This window comes from Arthrobacter glycogeni, from assembly GCF_054510815.1.
Genome location: NZ_JBTNDV010000010.1, coordinates 1 through 26,811 on the forward strand (window position 1 = coordinate 1; position 26,811 = coordinate 26,811).

General features: G+C 63.4%; 15 protein-coding genes, 1 tRNA gene and 1 pseudogene. 15 read left to right on the plus strand and 2 right to left on the minus strand.

All coding sequences use genetic code 11. The features are described 5' to 3' along the window. Positions 1-359: pseudogene (locus ACX80G_RS11535) on the minus strand (HNH endonuclease); the annotation flags it as partial. Positions 360-730: 371 nt separating this feature from the next. Between ACX80G_RS11535 and ACX80G_RS11540 the strand changes: the two are divergent. The 3 genes from ACX80G_RS11540 to ACX80G_RS11550 all read left to right on the plus strand — a co-directional run bounded on the left by ACX80G_RS11540 (position 731) and on the right by ACX80G_RS11550 (position 3,427). Next, positions 731-802: transfer RNA gene (locus ACX80G_RS11540), tRNA-Gln, on the plus strand. A 196-nt stretch (positions 803-998) separates the two neighbouring features. Beyond that, positions 999-2,450, plus strand: a complete 1,452-nt coding sequence (gene glmU / locus ACX80G_RS11545) for a bifunctional UDP-N-acetylglucosamine diphosphorylase/glucosamine-1-phosphate N-acetyltransferase GlmU (protein ID WP_459307911.1) — start codon at positions 999-1,001, stop codon at positions 2,448-2,450. Further along, on the plus strand, positions 2,447-3,427 hold the full coding sequence (locus ACX80G_RS11550) for a ribose-phosphate diphosphokinase (RefSeq protein ID WP_459307786.1): 981 nt from the start codon (positions 2,447-2,449) through the stop codon (positions 3,425-3,427). The genes glmU and ACX80G_RS11550 overlap by 4 nt, the downstream gene beginning before the upstream one ends. Positions 3,428-3,455: 28 nt before the next feature. Here ACX80G_RS11550 and ACX80G_RS11555 read toward each other — a convergent pair whose 3' ends face one another. Beyond that, on the minus strand, positions 3,456-4,769 hold the full coding sequence (locus tag ACX80G_RS11555; RefSeq protein WP_459307787.1) for a UDP-glucose dehydrogenase family protein: 1,314 nt from the start codon (positions 4,767-4,769) through the stop codon (positions 3,456-3,458). Positions 4,770-5,108: 339 nt separating this feature from the next. On the opposite strand from ACX80G_RS11555, the gene ACX80G_RS11560 reads away from it, so the two are divergent. The 12 genes from ACX80G_RS11560 to ACX80G_RS11615 all read left to right on the plus strand — a co-directional run bounded on the left by ACX80G_RS11560 (position 5,109) and on the right by ACX80G_RS11615 (position 26,758). Beyond that, a complete protein-coding gene (locus ACX80G_RS11560) occupies positions 5,109-5,732 on the plus strand; it encodes a 50S ribosomal protein L25/general stress protein Ctc (protein WP_459307788.1) in 624 nt (207 codons plus the stop codon). Positions 5,733-5,751: 19 nt separating this feature from the next. Next, positions 5,752-6,339: an aminoacyl-tRNA hydrolase gene (gene pth, locus ACX80G_RS11565; RefSeq protein ID WP_459307789.1), complete on the plus strand. Its 588-nt coding sequence runs from the start codon at positions 5,752-5,754 to the stop codon at positions 6,337-6,339. A gap of 345 nt (positions 6,340-6,684) precedes the next feature. Continuing rightward, the gene (locus ACX80G_RS11570; protein WP_459307790.1) at positions 6,685-9,024 is read left to right on the plus strand and encodes a LuxR C-terminal-related transcriptional regulator; all 2,340 of its coding nucleotides are present in this window, start codon (positions 6,685-6,687) and stop codon (positions 9,022-9,024) included. Then, entirely contained in the window at positions 9,021-11,717 is a 2,697-nt protein-coding gene (locus tag ACX80G_RS11575; protein ID WP_459307791.1) for a LuxR C-terminal-related transcriptional regulator, read from the plus strand. Before ACX80G_RS11570 ends, ACX80G_RS11575 begins: the two co-directional genes overlap by 4 nt. 442 nt (positions 11,718-12,159) lie before the next feature. Beyond that, entirely contained in the window at positions 12,160-14,808 is a 2,649-nt protein-coding gene (locus ACX80G_RS11580; RefSeq protein WP_459307792.1) for a LuxR C-terminal-related transcriptional regulator, read from the plus strand. Next, positions 14,801-17,491: a helix-turn-helix transcriptional regulator gene (locus ACX80G_RS11585; RefSeq protein WP_459307793.1), complete on the plus strand. Its 2,691-nt coding sequence runs from the start codon at positions 14,801-14,803 to the stop codon at positions 17,489-17,491. Before ACX80G_RS11580 ends, ACX80G_RS11585 begins: the two co-directional genes overlap by 8 nt. A 497-nt stretch (positions 17,492-17,988) precedes the next feature. Then, positions 17,989-19,485: a sugar transferase gene (locus tag ACX80G_RS11590; protein WP_459307794.1), complete on the plus strand. Its 1,497-nt coding sequence runs from the start codon at positions 17,989-17,991 to the stop codon at positions 19,483-19,485. Then, on the plus strand, positions 19,485-19,982 hold the full coding sequence (locus ACX80G_RS11595; RefSeq protein ID WP_459307795.1) for an FAD synthase family protein: 498 nt from the start codon (positions 19,485-19,487) through the stop codon (positions 19,980-19,982). Before ACX80G_RS11590 ends, ACX80G_RS11595 begins: the two co-directional genes overlap by 1 nt. Further along, a complete protein-coding gene (locus ACX80G_RS11600) occupies positions 19,982-21,205 on the plus strand; it encodes a DUF1972 domain-containing protein (protein WP_459307796.1) in 1,224 nt (407 codons plus the stop codon). Before ACX80G_RS11595 ends, ACX80G_RS11600 begins: the two co-directional genes overlap by 1 nt. After that, entirely contained in the window at positions 21,202-22,032 is an 831-nt protein-coding gene (locus ACX80G_RS11605; protein ID WP_459307797.1) for a CDP-alcohol phosphatidyltransferase family protein, read from the plus strand. Before ACX80G_RS11600 ends, ACX80G_RS11605 begins: the two co-directional genes overlap by 4 nt. Then, positions 22,029-22,898, plus strand: coding sequence for a hypothetical protein (locus ACX80G_RS11610; protein WP_459307798.1), 870 nt, complete (start codon positions 22,029-22,031; stop codon positions 22,896-22,898). The genes ACX80G_RS11605 and ACX80G_RS11610 overlap by 4 nt, the downstream gene beginning before the upstream one ends. A gap of 2 nt (positions 22,899-22,900) precedes the next feature. Continuing rightward, positions 22,901-26,758 carry a PKD domain-containing protein gene (locus tag ACX80G_RS11615; RefSeq protein ID WP_459307799.1) on the plus strand — a complete coding sequence of 1,286 codons (3,858 nt, stop codon included), beginning with the start codon at positions 22,901-22,903 and terminating at the stop codon, positions 26,756-26,758. Positions 26,759-26,811: the final 53 nt, after the last annotated feature.

A 26,811-nucleotide genomic window follows, 5' to 3' on the forward strand; every position in this document is an offset into this window, starting at 1 on the left:
GCTTTCGCTTCCTGCGCATCAACCCAGGAACGCAACCCTCCCAGATCCTTAATCAGGTCCAGGGTCCGCCCCGCATCCAGGCCGACCACCGCCGCCACAGCCACCCCGCCCGTCAACGCCGGCCGATCAGCTGACGCTTCCCGATCAGCTGCCGGGGCGGTCCACACCGCGCCGACGCCCAACGGACCACCCGGACCATACCCACCAGACGCCCCACCAGACGCCCCACCAGACGCCCCGCCTGACGTCCCGCCGGGCGCCCCCTCGGCAGTATCCGCAGACCCGTTAGTGGAGCGGGAGTCCGGGCCGGATTCGGGAGGGTATCCCGTTCCGGTAGGAGAAGCTGTACTGCTTTTCATACCTTCATTCCATCATCGGGCACTGACAAAATAAGGTCCGCAGGAAGGCACCCGGAAAAGAATTTTGAACTATTTTTCCTGGCAGATCAAAGTTTTTGGATCGGCGGCATAAAGGGAACCACAACGCGCCCGCTGAGGCCTTAGATCGGGCGACTCGCCCTCACAAGCCCGCCAGCCCACCAGAGCTCACGGTTCGGCGAAGAGGGAGGCGCAAGCCGGAAAAGCAGAACCGGAAGGGAGGGCCGGAAAGGAGTCCTGTCCCCACCCAGGGAACAGCCCGGAGGGGTTTCCAAGTCGCAGGATGCACCCGACTCATGGCAAACTGGATAACCGCGCTTCGTGACGGAAATTTGGCAGTTCCTCAGGCGTAGTCCGCCCTGGTGTAATGGCAGCACCCCAGCCTTTGGAGCTGTGGAGTATAGGTTCGAATCCTATGGGCGGAACTGTAGGGCAGTAGTGCCGCGGGTAGTATTGCCGGTGTGAGCCTGTACTTTTCCGGTTGACAGCGAAACTACAGGCAGGAGTGTCTCCTCAATGGGTCCGCAGACCTCAAACACGCACCACCAGACATCAGATTCAGTGACAGGAGTCCTGCGGCCAGCAGCCGTCATCGTGCTCGCAGCAGGAGCCGGGACCCGGATGAAATCCCGGACACCGAAGATCCTCCACACCCTCGGCGGCAGGTCGATGGTGGGACATGCGATGGCAGCCGCCCGTGGTGTGGTCCCCGAGGCAATGGCAGTGGTGGTCCGGCACGAACGGAACCTCGTCGCCAGCCATATCTCCAGCCTGGATGAGCAGGCACTCATTGTGGACCAGGACGACGTGCCAGGTACTGGTCGCGCGGTGCAGGTAGCGCTTGCGGCGCTGGATCAGGCGGGTGAAGCCCCCCTCGATGGCACGATAGTGGTCACCTACGGCGACGTACCGCTGCTGACCGCCGACACTCTGGCCGAGCTCGTCGCGGCGCACACCACGCAAGACAACGCGGTGACCGTCTTGACCGCCGTCCTTAAGGACGCGACCGGCTATGGCCGGATCCTGCGGGCCGACGACGGCACCGTCACCGGCATCGTCGAGCACAAGGACGCCTCCGACGCCCAGCGGTCCATCCACGAAATCAACTCGGGCATCTACGCGTTCGACGCGACAACCCTGCGCAACGCGCTCACATCAGTCACGGCAGGTAACTCTCAGGGTGAAATGTATCTGACCGACGTCCTCGGCATCGCCTCAGCCAGGGGCGGCCGGGTGGCCGCCGTCGTTTCCGACGATCCCTGGCAGGTCGAGGGCGCCAACGACCGGGTCCAGCTTGCAGCCCTCGGCGCCGAGCTCAACCGCCGCACCCTGACCCGCTGGATGCGCGCCGGGGTTTCAATCGTTGACCCCGGCTCCACCTGGATTGATACCTCGGTGCACCTGGCGGAGGACGTCACAATCCTGCCGGGCACCCAGCTCCACGGCGTCTGTGAGATTGCGCGCGACGCCGTCGTCGGCCCTGATACCACCCTCACCGATGTGGTGGTGGGCGAGGGTGCCACGGTGCTCCGGACCCACGGCTCCGGCGCACGGATTAGCGCCGGCGCCTCTGTTGGCCCGTTCACTTACCTGCGTCCCGGCACGGTGCTGGGTGAAGGCGGGAAGATCGGCGCATTCTACGAGACGAAGAACGTCATCATTGGCCGCGGATCAAAGCTGTCGCACCTCGGATATGCGGGGGACACCGAGATCGGCGAGAACACTAATATCGGCTGCGGCAATATCACCGCCAATTACGACGGGGTCAACAAGCACCGCACCACCATCGGCAGCAATGTCCGCACCGGTTCCAATACGGTTTTCGTGGCGCCAGTGACAATCGGTGATGGTGCCTACACCGGTGCGGGCGCGATTGTGCGCAACGACGTCCCGCCGGGAGCGCTGGCCTTCAGCGTTGCGCCGCAGCGCACCTCGGAGGGCTGGGTGCAGGCCAAACGTCCCGGCAGTTCCGCAGCCGATGCGGCGGCTGCAGCTCAGAAATCGGCCACCACTGACCCGGCTGCTGAACCTACCAGCAGTACCAAGAGCACTGACGAAAGCGACAGTTCATGAGCGAGATCACCGCACGCGGCGAGAAGAAACTGGTCCTGGCTTCAGGGCGGGCACACCCGGAATTGGCCGAGGAAATTGCCGCGGCACTCGGCACTGAGCTGCTGCCCATCTCCGCCTACGACTTCGCGAACGGTGAGATTTACGTCCGGTCCGGCGAAAGTGTCCGCGGCACCGACGTGTTCGTGATCCAGGCTCACCCGGCGCCGTTGAACAACTGGCTGATGGAACAGCTCATCATGATCGATTCCCTGAAGCGGGCCTCAGCCAAGCGGATCACTGTGGTTTCCCCGTTCTACCCCTATGCCCGCCAGGACAAAAAGGGCCGCGGCCGCGAACCGATCTCCGCCCGCCTCGTCGCGGATCTGTATAAGACGGCCGGAGCCAACCGGCTCATGTCCGTTGACCTGCACACCTCACAGATTCAGGGCTTCTTCGACGGGCCGGTCGACCATCTGATGGCCATTCCGCTGCTCGCCGACTACATCCGCACCCGGGTCGACGCCGACAACGTCACGGTGGTCTCCCCGGACACCGGCCGGGTCAGGGTAGCTGAGCAGTGGGCCGAGCGGCTCGGCGGTTCACCGCTGGCCTTCGTGCATAAGAGCCGCGACCTGACCGTCCCCAACCAGGCGGTGTCCAAGCAGGTGGTGGGTCAGGTCGAGGGTCGGACCTGTGTGCTGATCGACGACATGATCGATACCGGCGGAACCATCTCCGGCGCAGTCCAGGTGCTGAAGAACGCCGGGGCCAAAGACGTGATCATCGCGGCGACCCATGCGGTGTTCTCCGACCCGGCGGCACGCCGTCTCTCCGAATCCGGCGCCCGGGAGGTAGTGGTGACAAACACCCTGCCCATTCCCTCCGAAAAACGGTTCCCGCAGCTCACCGTGCTGTCCATCGCACCCCTGATTGCGCGGGCCATTCGTGAAGTGTTCGACGACGGATCGGTCACCAGCCTTTTCGACGGTATCGCGTAGGGACACGGTTCAGGGCAGGAGGCGCCCGCTACGGGCGCCCGATGCCCTGATAGTTCCACCCCGCCGCGCGCCATTCGGCGGGACTTAGCACGTTCCGGCCGTCGAGGATGTTCTTGCTTGCCACCCGGAGGGCCAACGCGGCTGGCTCGAGCGAACGGTACTGGTCCCATTCGGTGAGGACCAGCACCGCGTTGGCGTGGGCGACGGCGGCGTCGAAGTCGGGCTCATAGGTCAACTCGGGGAAGCGGCCACGGGCATTGGTCAGGGCCTCAGGGTCGGTCACCGTCACGTCGGCGCCCTGGAGCTGAAGTTGCGCGGCAATGCTCAGCGCCGGAGAGTCCCTGACGTCGTCGCTATTCGGTTTGAAGGCCACCCCCAACACGGTGATCCGTTTTCCGAGAAGGGAACCCCCGACAAGTTGGCGGGTCAGCTCAACCACCCGGATCCGGCGCCGCAGGTTGATGTCGTCCACCTCGCGGAGGAACGTCAACGCCTGGTCAGCCCCCAGCTCCCCGGCCCGGGCCATGAAGGCACGAATGTCCTTGGGCAGGCAGCCACCGCCGAAGCCTATACCCGCGTTGAGGAACTTCCTGCCGATCCGGTCATCCATCCCGAGGGCGTCGGCCAGCAGCGTGACGTCAGCGCCGGCGGCGTCGCACACCTCCGCCATGGCGTTGATGAAGGAAATCTTCGTGGCGAGGAACGAGTTGGCCGCCGATTTCACCAGTTCCGCGGTGGCGTAGTCGGCGACCAGCCGCCGGGTGCCCAAACCCATCGGACCCGCGTACACTTCGTCGAGCATCGCTGTTGCCTGCTCGCCGGCCTCCCCGGCCGGAACCCCGTACACCAGCCGGTCGGGGCTGAGCGTGTCCTTGACGGCGAAGCCCTCCCTGAGGAACTCGGGGTTCCACGCGAGACTCGCCTCGGGGAACCGCTCAGCCAGGTCATCGGCGAGCCGCGCAGCGGTGCCCACCGGAACAGTCGACTTGCCGACAACCAGGTTCCCCGCCTCGAGTGAATCCGCGAGAGACGCAAACGCCGCATCGACGTACCGCAGGTCAGCCGCATACTCGCCTTTCCGCTGCGGGGTCCCCACGCAGAGGAAGTGGACCTGGGCCCCACGCGCGTCAGCGATGTCAGCGCTGAACTTGAGCCGGCCGGTCTGCAGCACCTCGTCCAGGAGTTCAGGGAGGCCGGGCTCAAAAAAATGCGATCGTCCGGCTTGCAACTCGGCAATCTTCCGCTCATCAATATCGATGGCGACGACGTCGTGCCCCAATTTCGCCATGCACGCCGCGTGAACAGCGCCAAGGTAGCCGCAACCGATAACAGAAATTCGCATGGTGATCCTTTGTCGGGCTGGCCCGGGATTCCGTGAGGAATCCGACGGGCTCCATCAGCTTTTAACGGTATGCCTCACACATTAGAGGATGATGAGGGGAGGTCAGCCAGTTTCGGGCGATCATCCGTGGGCCCGGTCGATGCCCAGGCGAACGTGCTGTACCATTGATCCCGATGCCTAGGCGAGGGAGCATCCCGGGAAGACCCGGGAACTGTTCCGTGATCGACGGTGGCTAGCGACTGACGTCCGACACGGATTGTGTTGACGATGACCTGTTTCTAGACAGCTGACGATCGTGACCCTGGCAACGATCCACTCATCGCCACAACAGGAGATTTCATGTCTGACCTCACGCTCCCAGCAGAAGTTCGTACCGAATTCGGTAAGGGTGCAGCACGCCGCGCACGCCGCGAGAACAAGATCCCTGCGGTTATCTACGGCCACGGCGCCGACCCCATCCACGTATTGCTTCCCTCCAAGGCAACCACGCTGGCCCTGAGGACCTCCAATGCGCTGCTGACCCTCGACGTCGAAGGGGAGGAGCACCTGGCTCTCGCCAAGTACGTTGTCCGCAACCCGTTGAAGCGCATTGTCGAGCACCTCGACCTGCTGACCGTTCGTAGCGGCGAGAAGGTCGTCGTCGACGTCTTTATCCACGTTGAAGGCGAACTGGCCCCGGGCGCCGTCATGAACCTCGAGCACAACTCGGTTCAGGTTGAAGCAGAAGCCACCCACCTGCCGGATTCCCTGACCGTCAATGTTGAAGGACGGACGGTTGGCGAGCACATTCACGCGTCCGATATCGAACTGCCCAAGGGCGTCACCCTGCTGATCGAGGACGACACCCTGATCGTCAACATCAGCGAGCCGACCGTCCAGGACCTGGGCGAGGACGACGGCGAAACCGTTGCAGAAGGCGACGTTGTAGCTGCCTCCGGCGAGAAGTCAGAAGAAGGCGAGTAGCCACCCATCTGGCGCGCTTGTGGCAACTGATACGTGGCTGGTAGTCGGGCTCGGTAACCCTGGGCCCGACTACAGCCATAACCGGCACAATGTCGGGCAGATGGTTCTTGACGTCCTTGGGTCACGCCTGGGCGGGAAGTTCAAAAGCCACAAAGCGCACGCGGCCGTCCTGGAGGGCCGGCTGGGTCTGGGCGGGCCCCGGCTGGTACTGGCCAAACCGCTTACCTTCATGAACCTATCCGGTGGGCCAGTCAGTGCGCTATGCCGTTTCTACGACATCCCTCCCGAACGCGTCATAGCGGTCCATGACGAAATAGATATTGACTTCAACACCGTCAAGCTCAAATACGGCGGTGGTGAGGGGGGCCATAACGGTCTCCGGGACATGAGTAAGGCGCTCGGCACCAAGGACTATCTGCGGGTCAGGGTAGGTGTGGGCCGGCCACCCGGGCGGCAGGACGCAGCCGAGCACGTCCTCCGGGACTTCGGCACTGTCGAAAAAAAGGAACTCAGCTTCCTGTTCGAGGATGCAGCCGATGCAGTCGAGTCCCTGATTTACGAGGGACTTGTCAGCGCACAGCAGAAGTTCCACTCTGCGGGCAAATAGCGTATAGATTAGAATCACGATTACCGGTCAGGGCGCGCGAAGCCTTGGCTAGATCAGGCCAATAGGCCCCAAATGCGGGGGCCGACGTTGGGCGGCCTCTGAGACTGGGCCACCCCCATCCCAACGTCGGTCCCTTTTTTTGTGCCCATCAGCCCGGCCTTCCCGGCTCGTCCACGAGGGCCCCGCAAGCCGGCTCCCTCTGCATCCCGCGCCGACGGGGCCGAGTAGTCGCTGCGTAATCCGCTGGGGAAACTCGAGTAGTCGCTACTCATGTGTGACGCCCGCCCGGGTTCTAGCGTGTGCAGTACTTCACCACGCTGGGAATGCGAAGAAACAGGTCTCTCAATGAATGTCGATGTCAGTACGTACGCCTGCCAACCCGCCCCTGCCCTGCTGCTCGTCCTGGAACACGACGACCCTCCGGGAGCCGCCACGGGGCTCGGACGGCCGACCTCCCGGGTGCTGACTGTCCGCGACCGGCTCGCCGATACGGTGGGCGAACAGCTGACTGCCGAATCCGGCGTGCGCGGTGTCATCATCACCGGCGACGCGGGAAGTGGCAAGACCACTATGCTGCGGTCAGTGGTCGACCGCCTGCGGGCCACCGCCTACCTTATCCACCTACGGTGCGCGGCGGTCAGCGGCCAACAGCCCTACGGCGCACTACGGGATCACCTAACCGATTTGCCGAAGGAAGCGTGGGGCCATCCGGTCGGGGTGATCAACGGGCTGACCCGAGCGCTGGCAGACCAGGCGCACGGCCTACCGGTGATCGTTATAGTCGATGACGCCAACCACCTCGACGGAACCTCCACCACAGTGCTGGGTCAGATGGTGCAATCGGGTACCATCAGGCTGATCGTCGCATGCAGAGGTATTTCCGGTGCGCCCGAGTACTTTCAGAGGCTGCACCGAGAGGGAACTCTAGGGCAGATCGAGTTGCCACCCTTAGCCCGCCAGGACGTCGCAAACTACCTCAGGTCTGCGCTTGGACACCCTGTCTCCCGTGCGTCATCGCTCGCGCTCTACCGCCACAGCGGAGGAAACGTCAGGCTCCTTGGCGCATTGCTTGATGACTACCTGGCCTCGGGTGCTTTGCGGTGCGTCAGCGGCGTCGGGGTTCTGACCACTACCGAAGTTCATCCGGGCCCGCGCACGGCACGCCTCCTGGCTGAGCGACTCTCCACGCTACTGCCACCGCAGCGCGCCGTTCTTCACCGGCTGGCGGAAACTGGCCCCAGCCCTCTGAAGAGCATCCCGACCAATAGTCTGGGCGCGTTAGATGAGCTTCTGGAACTTGGAATCCTGTCCATTGACACTGACCGATGGGCGACCATTTCGGTGACCAGTTCACTGCTCAGCGACCTGATCCTTGGTCGCGCCAGCCAGGTCCAACTGTGGAAGCCAGACGAGTTGGCGGTGGGGAGCGGAGCGAAAGAGTCCACGCCGTCCGGGCCCGACCGATCGAGGCTAACCGCAGAAGGATTCCTCGACCGTGCGATCGCCGATACCTTCGCTGGCCGCTTCGGGACGGTGCTCAGCAATTTGCAGTCTTCTGAATTTGATCCCAATGTCCTCGACTCGGGGAAACGCCGTCGTGCAGCAGTCCTCGTGTGCGAGGCCCTGGCGTTCACCGGCCGGGTGGATGATGCGAAGGAGGCCGCACAGGCATTGCTACCCCAGACCGACGTTGGGGCCGCACTGTCATCCAGGGTCGCCGTGAGCCTGGCAACACTTGAGGCAGCAGCGGGGAACCTGTACGCCATGCTGGACGTATCAGCGGAGCATCTTGGCCGGGGCGCTGGAACCTATGAGGAGCTCGCCGAGGGGTTGATCTACGCGGCAGGGGGCCACCCCGCCGAAGCCGAGGGCGCGCTGCTCCCAGCCCTGCGCCAGCTTCAGATCCACGATCCCGCGGGCGTCGCGCCTCTGGCTGCAGCGGCCCTGGCATGGATCAACTCGACTGATGACCCCGAGCGGGCTGATCACTACCTATCATTAGCCTCGATCGCCTCGCCCGCAGCCTCCTGGTCCGTGCGGAGGCTCACCAGGCATTTCGGTGCCCTCGCCCTGCAGGGCACCTTATCGGGTGAACGGGCTGCGTTCGAACTCCGGGCCCTGAGCTGTGAGGACAAAGCGCTCGGCAATGTTACCTGGCAACTGATTGCCCTGTGCAGTGCAATGAGGCAGGGAGATCATGGTGTTGCGCCGAGTATTCTCTTGCTGAGCGCCACCTGCCAGGGCCGGTATGCGTCGCTCTGCCAGCTATATGCAAAAGGTGTCGATGCTGACGACGCCGAACTGGTATTGCAGGCAATGGATCTGGCGCTGGGCCTGGGGGACCTGCTATTCGCCCGCGATGCAGCAGCAACAGCAACCCAGCTTGCTACCCAGACGGGCGATCCGGGCACCGAAGCGTATGTGGCTGAACGGGTCCGCAGGATCATCGGGCCACTCGGCACGGTGCTTGGCGCGCGCCGGCAGCTGGCAGCCCTGACGACCCGAGAGGCCGAAGTGGTGCAGGCGGTGGTGGAGGGCAGGACCAACCGGGAGCTGGCACAGCGGCTAGGGGTCAGCGTCCGCACGGTCGAGGGGCACCTCCACCGGGCCTACGCGAAACTTCACGTCCGGACGAGGGCAGAGTTGTTGGCCAAGGCCGCCCTCGGCGCATCGGCCACCCCATGAGAACTCTCAACCGGCCTGCCGGGCTTGTCGGTCGGGCAGCCGACATCCGGGCGATAGCGGCGAGCATCCTCGACCCGGCGATCGGCGGTGCTCTGGTGTGCGGTGCAGCCGGCGTAGGCAAGTCTGCTGCAGTCGACGATGTCCTCGTCCATGTAGGGGATCGGGTGGTGCCCGTCATGATCTACGCGGATGTATCGCTCGAGAGCGTACCTTATGGTGCGCTGGGACCGGTCTTCAGAGGAAGCTTCCCCCCGGACCCCGACTCGCCGCTGTCGGTGCTCCGCACGGTCAGGTCAGCCTTCCGGGCGTTGGCAGCTAACGGGATGCTCCCGATACTCGTCGTCGTGAAGGAAGCCCACCACCTCGACCAGGAAACCAGCCATCTACTTGGTCAACTTGCAGTTGCCCGCGAAATCCGGCTCCTGGTCCTGTCGACCGATTCGGGCAACAAGCCTGAAGAGCTACACGCCTTATGTCGGGATGGGCTGCTCGCCTGGTTCGAACTGGTACCGCTGACCCGCGATCAGACTGGCGAGTTGTGTCGACGGGAGCTGGGCGGCGGGGTCAGTCTCGGATGCGTCACCTTTGTCTCGGACTGGTCTCAGGGCAACCCCTACCTAGCCAAAGCACTGATCGCGCATCTCCGCGGCTCTCGATCGGTGGTTGAGCAGAACGGTGTGTGGTCACTGGTCTGCGCGCCGAATTCGGCCGGGAAGGTACTTGAGAACCAGGTGAAGCCAATGCTCATGAGCTGCAGCCCAGCCGGGCGTGGCGCCATCGAGGTTGTTGCGCTGCTGGGATGTATGCCGACGGCGGCTGCCCGGCTCCTCCTCGATGCCGGCGGCCTGGAAGAGGCCCTCCTCAGCAAGATCATCTCCTATTCGCGGCACCACGGTAGCGACAGAAGTTGCCTCACCATTGAACCGAAATTGTATGGCGAAGCGGTCAGAGACCTCATTCCGCCCGGAAGGCGTGCTGAAATTCTGACCGGGCTTCGGCGATCACCCGTGGGAAGTGAACTGCTCCACGATGCAGGCATGAGCGTCGTAGTGGCCTGGGAGATGAGTTTGGGCTGCACAATTGCTGACAGTGACCTGTTGGAAGCCGCGCAGCTTGCCAATGACCGGTGTTCGCCCCGTCTGGCGCAGCAGTTCGCTGCCGCGGTCACGTCGCCGGAATGCGCGATGGCGGCGCGGGTGGAAACGGCGCGAGGCTACCTCGGTCTGGGAAACACTGCTGCTGCCGCTACTGAGATTCGTGGCGTAATGCAGGATTCGGCGGCCAACCCGCAAGTCCTGGCCGCGGCAGCGGTGACCGAGGCGAGGGTAGCGTTGCAGTGTGGTCAGGGACCCGAGGGTCTAATGAACATCGCGGGCCGTTGGGCAACAATTGCCCGTGGGTTGCCACCGGACCAGGACAAGAATGCCACGCAGGGCGCCGCAATTCTGACCTGCGTGGCTCTGAGCCTGGCTGGCAGGTACGGGGCTGCCATTGAAGGCCTGCGCAGGGTTCTCAAGGACAGCCCCCCGGAATCACTGGCAGGCATGGTGGCCCAGCAGGTCCTTGGGGAGGCTCTCGGCGCAATGGGGCACTCCGTTGACGCAAGGGATTTCACCTTCCGTGCGATAGCGGCGACCGGAGCTGGCGGGATCCTCTCGGAGCATTATCGAGCCATTTCTGCCCGGCTTGGGGCTTTGCTGCTGCAGACCCGCGACGAAGCAGGGTTTGCCGATCTTTTGCAATGGCATGAGCAGCACGCGCCCCGCCAACTGCACTACTTCGGAGGGGAGATGACAAGCCTCGCAGGAGTGATGGAATTAAGATCTGGAAGGATCGTGCGCGGCTGTGACCTGTTGGCCGACGGGATTGAGGAATTGCGACGAAGCGACCCAGAGCTGCTCCTGCCCTTGGCCCTGGGAGCTGCTGCATTCGCCAACAGGCTGGTGGGAAATTCGGAGCGGGCCAACACCTACGCGACGGACTACGGGAGGCTGCAGTATCGCGGCTCGCTGCCGCAGAGTCTGGTCTCCGATGCCTATGTTGCAGCCGCACAGACCTGGCCGGAGGTAAGCCCCGACAACGCGTCGGTGGTGCTGGCGCGGGCGGATGAAGCACAGTCCTTCGGCCTGGTCCACGCCGAAGCGGAAATTCTCGAACTTCTCTTCCTGATGAAATATCCACTCGCGGCCGAACGATTCAGCGCGCTGGCGGAGAGGATGGGCGCGGCTTCCTCGGATGCTGTTCGAACGATGGCAGCGGCGACAGCCTCGCAGGATCCGGCCTTGCTCATGGCAGCGGCTGCGAGCGCCCTGAGGGCCGGACGGCGCCTGCTGGGGGCCGAATGCCTGGCACGGGCCGCAGCCGGCTACGGCGCCCGGGGAGAAGGACGAACTCAGCGAGCCCTCCTGCAGCAGGTCCGGGAGTTGCGCCCCGCCGTGGGGGGGGTTCGCACTGGCCTCATCAGTGATGAGGCAATGGCCCGGGTGGCGCTGACCCGGCGGGAACTGGAGATCGCGAGGCTCGCCGCACGCGGTGCGGCATCCAGCCAGATAGCCATGAGCCTCACCGTGTCCCGCAGGACGGTGGAAGGCCACCTGTACCGGATCTATCTCAAGCTCGGAATTAGTGGCCGGGAGGAACTCTCCAGGGGTCTTTCAGCAGCAGGATTCTCACCCAGTGACAACTGTACGTAAGGCTGATCTGCGGGTTAAGTAATCGTCCGCGGGAAAACGAGTAGCCACTACCCGTGTGCGCGGGTGGGGCATTTCCCTAGACTGACAAGGTCAACCAGGCCGGGCGTGCTGGCGAGACATCGTTCACCTGAAACGGTGAACCTACGGTCGGGCCGACGGCGGCCAGCCTCCTGAGACCGGGCTGATCCCCAGCCCGCCGTCAGCCTACCGTGGGCTCCCTGACCACGCGCCACCGGATTAACCATGAGCCCGATCACAGGTTTTCTGCGATTTTTCGTGCCTTATCGGGGGATCCAGCGTAGGGTTGTGCCCTAGTACGGATGATGCCGGATTTACCACTGCATCAAGCGTATGACCCGGAAGCGGGACGACACACCGCTTCTCAACAATTGTCGGGCTGGGACGACTCGCCGTGCCGACCTGCACCATGTAGTGGGGCGCTATGTTTGGGGTGCAAGGAGTGTGGCCACTTGTTGGCCGGAATGATGAATTGAGTATCCTTCGGGAGGCTGTAGGACAACCGGACAGCAGAGGAGTTGTTCTCACCGGTCCTGCGGGCATCGGGAAGACAGTCCTGGCTCAACGGGCAGCCAGTGACGTCAAGGATGAGTACGAACTGCTGTACCTCAGGGGCAGCGTCCTTACGTCGGACATGCCGTACGGCGCCCTCAACTTCGTCCTCAGCGGGCTCGACGACGATGCGGTCGGCAACCCGCTGATCCTTCTGAAAAGTTTGCAGAACCTCTTCACCAGGCGGGTAGACGGGAAGCGCACACTCATTCTTGTCGACAACATCGAAGACCTGGATAGCGCCTCTGCGATGGCCATCGCGCACCTGGTCAGGAGTGGCGCAATCAAAGTTCTCCTCATTTGCCAGATTCTGCAGGCAGCGCCTGACGAGCTCAGCGACCTGTGGAAGGACGAACTCATTCGCCGGGTCGACGTCGCACCCTTGTCGCTGACGGATACCGCCCAGCTGCTCACCGCTGGCCTGGCGGCCCCGGTCTCGAGATCTGTCGTCTTGGACACGTGGCACGCCAGCGGGGGTAATCCCTTGTTTCTTCAGGCGATCAGCCGCGAGCAGGTGGATTCCGGCTACATCACTGTCCAGGATGGGATCTGGGTTGCAGGCACACACAGAGCACCCGATCCCGGTCGCACGATCACCGAACGGATCCTGTCACGTCTCGCCCGACTGACCCCCGATCAACGCAGAACCGCCGAGATCATCTCGATCGTCGGCGTCATGCCGCTGGAACTCATCACCGAGTTTGCTGGCGGGGTCGAGGTGGACGCACTGATGGAAACAGGAATCTTCCAGATCGAACTGTCGCAGCCGCCTATGGTGAGGGTCGCCATCGGATTGATCGGCGAGGTGATTCGACGGCAGGTGCCCATTGGGCGGAGCAGGGAGCTCCTGCACCAGCTCGCAGCCGCTTCCCTGAAACTACCGATGCCAGCGTTGAGCCGCATGAACTATGCCGCCTGGTGCCTTGACTGCTCAATGGAGATTGATCCGGACCTGGCCATCGAAGCGGCGCGATTGGCCAACCGCTATTTCGACCCGGTAGGGGCCCTCCGGTTCCTCGGGGTCATCCCGCCCGAGTTGGTGGGCGCCTCCGCGGTCACCGAGGAAGCGCGAGCTTATGGCATTCAGGGCGACACTGCACGTGCGCTCGAAATCCTCGATGGTTTTGTTGGATCGGAACGGGATCGGTCCACCCTTAAGGAGTGGGTGGGTATGAAGGTGCTCACCTGCCGACTGCTCACCAGGGATCATGTCCGTTTCGTTGAGGTGGATGCCGTCCTCGACGACCTTCGGGAGCGGTTGGCGCAGGAGGGACAAGCGGGTCGCGAAGGTCTCGCCGGGCTGCTGGCCGACACCGAACTGCTCGATGCCGAGCTGAGCGCGTATAACGGCGACTACCCAGCAATGATTGAACCTCTCGACGACCTGCTCAAGCAGAGCGGCCTGGACTCCGCCGTCCGTCACCAACTATGTGGGTGGCTCTCAGAAGCACTCTGCATGACCGGTCGCCAAGACGACGCAGTGCAGCTCAGCCGGCTGGTAGTATCGCGACTCGCAGACTCCTCCGAAGATCCGCTGCTTGCCGAATCCGCTCAGGTGCGACTGTTCTCGGTGCTGCTGATTTCCGGCCAATGGGAGCAGTGCCTCTCGATGCTGAACAACCACGCCGAAGGGCCGCTGGCTGGCATCTTCGACGGCACGTCCCTTGAACTTGCTGAAGGCTGCCTTTATGCATATGCGGGAAGGGGTCCTGAGGCGCTCGCTAAGCTCCTTCCGGCGTTGAGCCAACTCAGAATCCGCGACCGCCAGGAGTTCCTGTCCCTTGCGGAAGCCGCTACCGCCTACGCATATGCACTTAGCGGTGACGCCCACCTATCCATGTCCCATCTCGCCGAGGTGGATCTTGACTCCCGCCGGTATGACTGGCACACCAGCAGGGCGACCAGGTACTTCGCGGTACTGGCGTCAACGGCAACCCGGGATCCGCTCGACGCGGCCCAGGAGATGCTGCACCTCGCCGACGAGGACAGGGCTGGGGGGAACCTTGGGCACGAACTGTTCTTCCTCTGCCAGGCAGTGCAGCTCGGACTCACCGAGGTAGCTGAGCGCCTCGCGACCAGCGGAATGGATAACCAGGGAGCCTATGCTCGGATTTGTGCGCTGTACGGCAAAGGGGTTGCGTCAGGAGACACTGCTCAAATCCTTAAGGCAGCGACGCTGGCTGCTGGCGTCGGCAACCGCCGGCTGGCTTCCGACGCCGCAGGTCTAGTGCAGCGGCTGACCATCGGTAACCCGGGGGAGGGCGAACGGCGTGCCGCGGTTGCAGCTGACGGTGTCCTGCGCGCGGTTGGTCGCGGGAGTGGGGAACTGCGCCAGCGTGTGCTCGACAAGCTCACCGAAAGGGAGCGGAGCATTGCATCCCTCGTTGCAGAAGGATCCAGCAACCGGGACATAGCATCGTTGCTGACCCTCTCCATCCGAACTGTTGAAGGGCACATGTATCAGGTCTATGCGAAGTTGGGTGTATCCAACCGCAGCCAGCTAAAGATGATCCTTGAATAGTCACGAGGCAACTAAAGGTCTCGCCGCCGCCTCGGTCGACCTGGTCGGCAGGCAATCCCTAGTCAGCGAAATTCTCCTGATGCTCTCCGAAGCGCAGCATCATGGTGCCATAGTGGTGGGCGAACCGGGGCTCGGGAAAACCGCCCTGTCGCGGGCGCTCGCCGAGGCGTTGGCCGACGAGGTCACTGTGGTGCACGTGTCGGCGCAGCCCTCCCTGCAAAAAATTCCGTTCGGTGCGCTGGCCCCGTACCTAACCGACCTTTCAGTGGCCGACGCCGGATCACCTGTAGCGATTTACCGTGCCCTGATCCGGCATTTGGGGCAGCACAAGGCTGGCTCGCCGGCACCCCTGTTCATTGTCGACGACGCCCATGACCTCGATGACAGTACAAGTGTCCTGCTGGCGCAACTCATCGCTACCCGGCGTGCGCGGGCCCTGGTGCTCGCCCGCCCCACGCCCGGGCCGCCGTCGGAATTTGTCGCTCTTTGGCACGACGGCATGTTGAAGCGGTACGATCTCGAGCCACTCAACCGGCAGGACATTCACGAGCTATGTGTGAGGGTACTCGGGAACCAGATTCTTGCGAGTGTGAGTGCCCTTCTCAGCAGAACCTCCGAGGGTAACCCCATGTTTCTGCTGGCGTTGCTGCACCCTGACGCCCGTTCGAAGTATCTGGTGCAGCGCAATGGGGTGTGGTGTCTGTCCGGGGAACGGCCCGGGATCGACCTACGGCTCACCGACCTTATCAAGGGCCAGCTCCGCGGACGTACGACAGCAGAGTTGGAGATTCTGGAAACGGTCGCCCTCGCTGAACCCGTGGCGCTCAGCGTGCTACGGGAAAGCTGCGACCCTCATGCCGTTGACATGCTGATTGATGCTCAGCTCCTGGCCCTCAGCCCGGGGTTCGACAGCCGGGTGGCTCTGGCGCATTCATTGTATGGCGAGGTCCTTCGCGCACAGGTGCCGATCGGACGAAGCATGGCCATCCGCAGACGCCTCCTGAAGCTGTCGGAAGACCAGACCGGATCCATTGAGGGCTTCCTCCGATGGGTCTCCTGGGGTCTTGACTGCGGCGCCGTGCTTGATGACGCAACGCTGCTCAAGGCCGCGATCGTCGCCAACCGTCTGTTCGATCCGGCCTTCGCTATTCGTGCAGCCCGCGTAGTGAAGGCACCAAAACTGAAATCGCGGGCGCTGGTTGAGATTGCCCACGCCCGCATGACCCGCGGCGACTTCGACTATGCCCGTGAGCTGGTTGATGAGGCCCTGCTGAACTGCGGCAGCCTCAGGATTGCCAAGGAAGCAACCCTGCTTTCGATAGACCTGCGGATGAGGTCAGGAAGTAGCTCAAGGGAGATCCAGAACGACGTCGATCGGTGGGCCGAGACCATAGACCGCATCGAACGGGAACGGAAAGTCCCATCCAGCCGCTCAGTTCGTATCTCCCGGATGGGATGCCGGCTTCTTTCCTGCTTTGTGCTCAATCTTGAGGGCCAGTACCGTGAGTCGGAAAAGCACCTTCGTCAGATCAGAGCCGAGCCAGACGGTACAGACGAAACCCGGCTTGCCGCCCTCGCACTGCTCGGTGAGGTACTCGGATCTACGGGTCGGTCCCTAGAGGGAGCCGCGGTAACCACCGAAGGACTCGCCATCATCGCGGCGAACGGTCATCGGTTCAAGCGCCATGAGGGATTTGTCATTACCAGACACGGTATGTCCCTGATCCGAGGGGGCCAATTCACCGAGGTGGGCACCCTGCTCGCGACCTACTCGCAGGCCGCGGACGGAGGGATGGTGTATTTCGGGGGGATGCTCGAATTTTTCGAGGGCATTATTGCGTTGCGCCAGGGCAGGATGCGGACGGCCCGAAAGCGCCTCATGCTCGCTGTTGAGGGATTTCGTGAGTCGGACACCGCCCAGCTTCTGGCCATGTCCACGGGCATGGCAGCGTATGCCTGCGCGATGGCCGGCGACACCGCAGGCGCTCAGCACTATTCAGCAGAATTTGCCACTCTGCCGCCCCACGGTTCTCTCCAGGCCCGGCTCCAGGGCCGGATCCATGCGGTAGCCAGCGAAGCGAAATTCAGGGGCGCTACCGCCAGCATCTCCGAACTCTGTCTGATCGGGGACAAAGCAGATTCCGCCGGCATGACTACCCTCGCTGCCTCCGCCTTCGAACTGGCAGTTCATCTAGGCGACACGCACTCCCTCGCCCCGCTCCAGCGAATCACCAACGGGTTCGAAGGAACTGACGGCGCCATTGTGAACGCCATGGCAGGCGCCATGCTCGCCAAGGATGTCGCCGCTCTTGAAGCGGCAGCCCACCAGGCACTGCGGGGCGATTACCTCCTCATCGCTGCCGAATGCCTTGGCATGGCTATCAATCTGCTCGCCCAGCAGGGACAGTCCCAGCGCTCGCGTGCCCTACAGCCCACCCTGAACTCGGTGGTCGAGAAGCTCGAGGGTATGCATGGCCAACAGTTCTCGGAAGAACTGTCAGCCACCAAATTGACCCAACGCGAACAGGACATCGTCAGCCTAGCCTCCCAGGGCCACTCGAACCGTGACATCGCCGCACTGCATGGCGTCTCAGTCCGAACAGTTGAGGGCCATCTCTACCGGATCTTCGCCAAGCTGGGCATCAGCCGCCGCGAGGATTTGCAGGACCTTTTCCAGGCCTGACAGCGCTCACCCGGGCTCCCCCTACCACCTGCGCGTAGCATCTCCTCACTCATCGAGTACTACCCGAATCGGATGTGCCCATCCGAGTAGTACCACCCGTTCCAATTCGAGTAGCTACCACTCGTGTCCGGGATGCAACTGATTCATAGGCTTGCCCCGAAAGCAGTTCTAGGGAACTTATGAAGCGGGTCTCGAAATGTCGATCATCTCAACCTGCGGTGCAAACCGCCGGTTCACAAGAGTTTTACCTTCCCATCTCCTCTCACGTGGCGGAACCATGGTCGATTCAGACCACCCGATTCCGTCCTGGACGCAGCTGCGAGCCAGCCGGCCGCTCTCCGCGCCGGCACCGGACCTCCGCCCTGAAATACGTCCTCCCCATTCGGGGCCGGCGACGTCGGAGCCTTCCGAGACCAAGGCTCGTCCCCAGCCGTCGTCGGCTCCTTTTACGATGCGGGCCCACTGCGCCGGCCTCGTTCGCCGGGTAGGTCTCTGACATGTACCAGACCCAGGAACAGACCCTCAGGTTCCCGTTCCCCTCCGTCTCGCGGCGCACCAGGGTCCGTGCGGCCGCCGTCTCGGGCGTCCCCTGGCGGCAGCGCTACCAGATGTCCCTGCGGGTGACGGACACTCTGATCGTCCTGACTGTCGTCCTGATCACCACTGACTGGATCCTGACGAGCATGGCAAGCGGGTCTTCCCCCGCGGAAACGGTGGCCTTCGCCGTCGCCGTCAGCATCGGTTGGCTGATCATGCTGTCCATGTTCCGAACCCGGGACCCCCGCCTGATCGGCTTCGGCGCCCCCGAGTACAAGCGCATTGTCCAGGCCAGCGCCGCCACGTTCAGCTGGATGGCCGTCGCTGTGGTGCTCCTCGGTGCCAACGACTTCCGCAGTTTCCTTATCGTCACCCTGCCAGCAGGGCTCGTTGGATTGCTGGGCAGCCGTTGGATCTGGCGGAACTGGCTCATGCGCCAACGCCAGTTCGGGCTGTTCCTTTCCAAGGTCATCGTGGTAGGCCAGCATGACGACGTGCAGTACGTCGTCGGGCAACTGGCGAAGAAGACCGGGGCCGTTTACGACGTCGTCGGCACGGTCCTGGAAGGTCGGGATCGATCCCAGCTCATCCGGGCGGGGGACCGGCTGGTTCCGGTGGTGTACGGGCTGAGTCGTGTCGAACAATCGATAGCTGATACCGGGGCTGACGCGGTGATTGTCGCGGGACACCTGCACAAGGGAAGCAAATACATCAGGGAACTCGGCTGGCGGCTGGAACGCACCGCTACCGAACTGGTGCTGGCGTCGACGCTTACCAATGTGGCGGGCCCCCGGATCCAGATGAGGCCAGTCGAGGGCCTGCCCCTGATGCATGTGGAAATGCCCCAGTTCACTGGCGGACGGCACGTAGTCAAACGGGTCATGGACGTGGTCGTAGCACTCCTGGCGCTGATCGCCCTGGCTCCAGTGTTCGCAGTGGTAGCCCTTCTGATCAGACGCGACGACCCCGGCCCGGTATTTTTCACACAGAACCGGGTCGGACGGTCGTCGGCCGAGTTCCCGATGTACAAATTCCGTTCCATGGTGACCACAGCCGAAGAAGACCTGGTGGCACTGCGGGAGCACAACGAGGGCAACGGGGTCCTCTTCAAGCTACGCGACGACCCTCGGGTGACGACCGTGGGGCGCTGGCTACGCAAGTACTCAATCGACGAACTCCCGCAGCTCTACAACGTCCTGCGGGGGGACATGGCACTGGTGGGACCCCGGCCTCCCCTGCCCAGTGAGGTGTCCGGGTATGCCGGGCATACCCACCGCCGGCTCTTTATTAAACCAGGGCTGACAGGTCTATGGCAGATCAGCGGACGGTCGGACCTCGATTGGGACGAAAGCGTTCGCCTCGACCTCTACTACGTCGAGAACTGGTCGGTCATGGGGGATCTGATGATCATGTGGCGGACCTTCAAAGTACTGGTCAAACCGACAGGAGCTTACTGATGGCTTACGACACGATAGGCAACGAAAACGTCCAGGGGATCCGCATCGGTTATGCGGCGGGTGCTTTCGACCTGTTCCATGTGGGACACCTGAACATTCTTCGCCAAGCAAAGTCGCGGTGCGATTTTCTCATCGCCGGTGTGGTCTCCGACGACATCCTCGCGGAGACGAAGGGCCGTCGTCCGGTCATTCCCCTCACCGAGCGGATGGAAATTGTTGAAAACATCGGGCTGGTGGATCGGGTCTGCGCCGAGACGGTGCCGGACAGAATGGCTGTCTGGGATCAGCTGAGGTTCAACATTTTCTTCAAAGGGGACGACTGGAAGGGCACCGAACGTGCCCGCCGGCTGGAAGAGCAGTTCGCCGCCAGGAACGTGGCTGTCATCTACTTCCCCTACACCGTCCACACCTCGAGTACTTCCCTCCGGCTGGCGCTGGAGAACCTGAATCTGAACCGGGAACGCCACGAATATCCACTGTTGAATGGGACCAACTAATGCTGAAATCACTGAACAATCCGCTGGGCTCGCAGCGAAATATACCGCTCAGCATCGCGCTGATCGGCACCCGCGGGGTACCCGCACGTTATGGCGGGTTTGAAACCTGCATCGAGGAAGTAGGCAGTCGCCTCGCAGCGATGGGGCATGACGTCACCGTCTACTGCCGCCCCGTCACCCCTGCGGACGCCGTAGTGCAGGAACATCGTGGTATGCGGCTGGTCCAACTGCCCTTTCTCAGGAAACGGTCCCTCGAAACGTTGAGCCACACCGGGTTGTCGGTAGGTCACCTTTTCGGGCACCGGACAGACGCGGCGATCGTCTTCAACGCGGCAAATGCGCCGTGGCTTCCGGTGATTCGCGCAGCCGGGATCCCCGTCGCAACCCATGTGGACGGACTGGAATGGAAGCGAGCCAAGTGGGGGAAAACCGGAAAACGGTACTACCGCACCGTCGAAGCCCTCGCTGTGAAATGGTCCGACGCCCTGATCGCCGACGCCATCGGTATCCAGACCTACTACAGGGAGCGTTTCAACGCCCCGACCGAGTACATCGCCTACGGGGCACCGCTCCTTGAGAGCCCGAGCAGCGACAAGGTCACGGGTCTTGGCCTGGAACCTGGCAACTATCACCTGGTAGTCGCCAGGTTTGAGCCCGAGAACCACGTCCACATGATCGTTGACGGCTATCGAAGGAGCTCGGCCCGACTACCCCTCGTCGTGGTCGGCACAGCGCCCTACGCGGATTCCTACATCAGGAAAGTCCACTCCCTTGCGGATGAACGGGTCCGCTTCCTGGGGGGAGTCTGGGATCAGGAACTGCTCGACCAGCTGTACGCCCACGCCCGGGTGTACTGGCACGGTCATTCAGTGGGGGGAACCAACCCGTCGCTACTCCGTGCGATCGGTGCGGGCGCGGCAACCAACGCGTACCAGGTGGACTTCAATTCGGAGGTGTTGGGAGCGGCGGGCCGCTACTTCGCCGACAGCGACGACGTCACTCGGCTGATGCACGCAGCCGAACAGGACGCGCCTGACTGTGAACGTCGGGGCAGGCTTGCCCGGCAGGCCGCCGAGCGCTACGACTGGGACGACGTCGCAGCACGCTACGAGAAGCTATGCTATTCGCTGGCACGGACCCCCGCACGTCGCCGCGCCGGACGCAGGCAAGCCGCCCGAGCCCCCCGAATTGTCGTGGCAGCGCCGAAGGTGGTGGTGTCATGAGCCAGGCACTCGCCGACCTTCGGCCCGCCCCTGGCAGCTACCGCCAGACGGTTCTGGATCTTGCCGCCGCGCAAAAGGTCGCCGCGCCGGGAGCCCCGCCCTACTCGATCTACATCAACCGACGGGCCGGCCGCTATCTCGCCGCTGCCTGCCATCGTGCCGGCCTCACACCCAACGCCGTCAGTATTGTCAGCGCGGTGTTCACCTTCACCGGTATTGGGATGCTCGCGTTCGGTACTCCATCATGGGGGCTGGGCATTGCGGTCTGGCTGTGCCTGGCCGTCGGGTACGCGTTCGACGCCGCCGACGGACAGGTTGCGCGGCTACGGGGCGGCGGTTCGCTGTCCGGAGAGTGGCTCGACCACGTCGTGGATAGCGCGAAGCTTTCCAGCATCCATCTTGCGGTATTGATCGCAGCCTACCGCGGCTTCGAGCTGTCCACGCCGCTGTGGCTGCTCGTTCCACTGGCCTTCTGCGTCGTTGCGGCGGTCTCCTTCTTTTCGATGATCCTCAACGATCACCTCAAGGAGATTCATACCCTCAAGACGGGAACGGTTCCCGTCAGAGGATCAGGGTCCCGGCTCAAGTCGCTGCTCCTGATTCCCACCGATTATGGGTTCCTGTGCCTGAGTTTCATCCTGCTGGGTGCACCTACGGCCTTTATGGTGCTGTACACGGTGGTTTTCGCCGCAAATCTTGGACATCTGGTGTTGGCGTCAATCAAGTGGTTCAGGGACATGGTCCGGCTCGATGCCACCACACGTGCCGCCCAGAACACCCCAACCGGGGCACGGCATGTCCTTGTTGCAGGAAGGCCTCTGCAGTGAGTACTCCAGTAGAGGCCGGCCAGCCCGAGGAGGGACACCGTTCCGGTACCCTCCGCAAGGTCGCTGCAGGGGTGCTTGTCTGCGCCGTCGCGTTGGCGCTGGGGATCGGCTACCTGGTATCCGGTCAGCCAGGTACCGACGCCACCGCAAACGGCACTCCCACTCCGGCTGCCCCGAGCTCGCCGCAGAGCATCGAGCCCACAACGGAGGCCGCAACTGAACAGTCGGCAGAGCCAACGCCGCCGGCCGCAGCCACCAAGGTGGAGCCGACGACGGATCCGGGGCCGGAGCCGGACCAGGCGGCCGAAGCGCCAGCCACGCCCACGGCACCAGCCTCAGCACCGGCCACAGCAACAGCACCGCCCACAGCACCGGCCACAGCAACAGTTGAGGACGGGACAGCCGAGGAGGATGAGCCTGCGGCGACCGATGCGGAGCTGGCCACCCTTGAGCAGCCGGTCTCGGAGCCGGTCGACCTTGAGGAGCCCACGGTAGTCACTGAGGGAATCTCGGCAAGGATCAGCACCTTGGAGGCGATCGAGGCCGAAGCGTTCGGGATTGGTGAGATCGCCGGACCGGCGTTGAGGTTTGTGATCACTGTGGAAAATACGACAGATGACCCGGTGTCACTGAGCAACTCAGTGGTGAACGTTGAATTTGGTCCGGCGAGTCTGCCAGCCGTGCAACTCACGGGATCCGGCGCAACGGGATTCCCGGCGACGGTTGACGCGGGCGGTTCCGCGTCAGCAACCCTCGTCTTTACGGTTCCTGCCGACCAGCGGGACCAAGTACGGATTCTTCTAAATTTGGAGGCATCCTCACCCATTGCTGCATTCGAAGGTGCAGCACCAGGCGAAGAAGGTTAGCCGTGAAAGCATACTTGCCGCACCGCGCGACGCGAGGTCCGGGCCAGTCGCAGGAGACGCAGGCGGCACGCGGGCGGGGGGGAACACCGAGGGCACGCGGTCTCACCGCCGCCCTGTGCTCCCTTGCAGTGATCGTATCCATGGCAATTGTGGGGACTTCGCCCGCATCGGCGGATAGCGCGCCCCTGGACCCGACCAATCCGGCGAGCCCAACGACCGTTACTGCCGATGCCTTACCGACAGTTCAGATTGACGGGGTGGTCTGGCAACAGACCATCGTGGGGAACACCGTCTACGTCGCTGGCAGCTTCACGACTGCGCGGCCCGCTGGCTCCCCGGTCGGCGTGAACACCGTGGTGCGCAACAACATCCTCGCTTACGACATCCGCACCGGAACGCTGATCGATTCCTTCGCACCGAACCTCAACGGCCAGGCCACGGCCGTGGCAGCCTCTCCCGATGGGACCCGAATCTACGTGGGAGGATCATTCACCGCGGTGAACGGGGCCACGGTGTGGCGGGTGGCGGCATTGGATCCCGTCAACGGTCGTCTCCTGACCAACTTCGTACCGAAGATGGACGCCTCGGTTCGGGCCATCGTGGCAACAAACGACACGGTCTACCTCGGTGGGCTCTTTACCGGGGTGGGCACCGTCACCAGAGCTCGCCTGGCAGCATTCAGCGCCACTGACGGGTCCTTGCTCGACTGGGCGCCCGCCGCAGTCGGGGGGCAGGTTAACGGGCTCGCCCTCTCCCCAGATGGAACAAAAATGGTGGTCGGAGGAGCGTTTACTACCCTCAACGGGTCGGACCGGCCCGGATACGGGCTGGGTGCTGTCGACGTCGCAACAGGCCAGTCCCTTCCGTTTCCCGCCAACAACATCGTCAGGAACGGCGGCCCGAGTGGCTCCATCACCAGCCTGTCGTCCAACTCGACCAACGTGTACGGGTCCGGCTATACCTTCGGCCGTGCCAGCACCCTCGAAGGCATCTTTTCCGTGAAGTGGTCCGACTTTTCGACAGACTGGATCCAGGACTGCCACGGCGACACCTACTCGGTTCATGCGCAGGGCGACGTTATCTACTCGGCCGGCCATGCGCATTACTGCGGTAATATCGGGGGCTTCCCGCAGGAGGCCCCCTGGCAGTTCAACCGCGCTTTGGCCTTCAGTAAGAGCGCCACGGGCACTGTGACGGATGAGGCCTACGGGTATACCAACTTCGAGGGAAATCCTTCCCCAACCCTGCTCAACTGGTTCCCCTCCATTCTGGACGGGCGGTATACAGGCCAGAACCAGGGCGCCTGGTCTGTCACCGGAAACACGCAGTACATGGCATACGGCGGCGAATTCCCGTCGGTCAACGGTATCGCGCAGCAGGGCCTTGTCCGTTTCGCGGTCAAGGAAGTCGCACCGAATAGGCGAGGCCCGCGCGTTACCGGCACCAATTTCAACCCGACCCTGGTGTCGTCCGCACCCGGAACGGTGCGGGTGCGGTGGCAGGCCAACTGGGATCAGGACAACAAGAACCTCACCTACCAGGTCCGCAGGGACACGGTCGTGATCCGGACGTTGTCGCAGGAATCGACGTTCTGGGAGCGGCCCGGCATGACTTTCATGGATACGGGGCTGGTGCCCGGGCGCCAGTATGGCTACCGTATCTTCGTGACTGATCCTGCGGGCAATGAGGTCCGTTCGGATACCGTGACAGTCACCGCAGCCTCGGAGGAGCCACCTCCGAGCGCATATCACCAGACCATCAAACGGGACGGACCAGTCAATAGCTGGCGGCTCGGTGAATCCGCTGGCCCGACAGGATTCGACTCCTCGGGTCCGGATGACCTTGCGGCTTCGGCTGGGGTGGCCTTCGGTACGGCAGGGGCACTCAGCGGAGACATCAACACAGGCGTGACGCTCAACGGAACCACCAGCGGGATCCTTGCCGACCCCACCAGAGCGAAGCGGCCCAACACCTTCAGCACCGAAGCCTGGATCCGGACCAGTACCACCACCGGAGGCAAGATCATCGGCTTCGGCGACGCGCTCAACACCCTGTCCTCCGTGGTGGACCGGCACGTCTATATGGACAACACGGGCAGGATCTTCTTCGGAGTGGCGCCAAAGGGCTTCCGGTGGACAGTCAACAGCACCACCGGATACAACGACGGGAAATGGCACCATGTCGTCGCGACACTCGGGGCCAATGGAATGCAGCTCTACATTGACGGAGTGCGTGCCGCTGGGCGTGACACACCAACAACGGGCAGGTCCGTGGACGGGTACTGGCGGGTAGGCGGCGACAATCTGGGGGGCTGGCCGTCAATTCCAACCAGCAGGTATTTCCAGGGCGACGTCGATGAGGTGGCAATCTACCCGACTGCCCTGAGCGCCGGCGCAGTCAAGACCCACTACGACGCCGGAACCACCGGGGTGTTGCTCAACGCTCCACCGACTGCCGCATTCACGTCGGTGGTGAGTGGGCTCGCGGTGGCGGTGGATGGTTCGGGGTCCGCTGACTCGGATGGGACGGTTGCCGGGTATGCGTGGAACTTCGGTGATGGAACCACGGGTACCGGGGTGAACGCATCGCATACCTACGCTGCCGCCGGGACCTACCCGGTGCGGCTGACTGTCACCGACGATGATGGGGCAACCCACAGCACGACCAGGGACGTCACAGTGGCCCCGCCACCTGCGAATGTGGCGCCGGTTGCTGCGTTCACGTCGACGGTAAATAGTTTGGGTGTTGCAGTGGACGGTTCCGGATCTGCTGACTCGGATGGGACGGTTGCCGGGTATGCGTGGAACTTCGGTGATGGCGGCACCGGTACTGGGGTGAACGCGTCGCATACCTATGCGGCGGCGGGAACTTACCCCGTGCGGTTGACTGTCACAGACGACGAGGGCGCGACCCACAGCACCACAAAGGACGTAACTGTTACTGCGCCACCTGTCGCCAACGTGGCGCCGGTTGCTGCGTTCGCATCGGTGGTGAGCGGGCCTGCGGTGGCGGTAGACGGTTCGGGGTCGACTGACTCCGATGGGACGATTGCCGGGTATGCGTGGAACTTCGGTGATGGTGGCACGGGTACCGGAGTGAACGCGTCGCACACCTATGGTGCGGCCGGGACCTACCCGGTGCGGCTGACCGTCACCGACGACGACGGCGCAACCCACAGCACCACCAGAAACGTCTCTGTGGCTTCGCCTCCCGCGGGGGCCGGCGTGCTGGCCGCGGATACGTTCGGCAGGACGATTGCCTCCGGCTTCGGAACTGCCGAGCAGGGTGGTGCGTGGACCCTGGGGGGCGCGGCTTCGCTGTTCTCGGTGGCGGCCGGTGTCGGATCGATCCGGATCGGCTCCGCTGGGTCGGGTCCGGGAGCGTACCTGAACTCCGTGTCCTCGGCCAGTTCCGAATCCTCGGTGAAGTTTGGCGTGGATAAGGTCGGCAGCGGTGGCGGGACATTCGTCTACCTGGTGGGTCGTAAAGTCTCGACTGCGGAGTACCGCGGCAAGGTCTGGGTGTCCTCGACGGGCACCGTGACGCTTGATGCGACCCGTGTTGTCAACGGCGCACTGACCACCCTTGCGACACGAAGTGTCACCGGGCTTCGTCTCGCGGCCGGAGAGCAGCTGCAGGTACGTCTGCAGGTGACGGGAACCTCCCCGACCACGATCAGGGCGAAGGTGTGGAAGGTGGGCACTACTGAGCCGGTGGCCTGGATGGTCAGCGCGACCGACAGCACGCCGGCCCTGCAGGCTCCGGGCAGTGTGGCCCTGCTGACCTATTTGTCGGGTTCAGCAACCAACGCGCCGGTCACCGTCCGGTTCGACGACCTCGCCACCACCACCGTGCCGTAATAAGCTATGTCCTGCTGGGTTCTTCCCTCGGGCGGAACCCAGCAGCGCCGGAA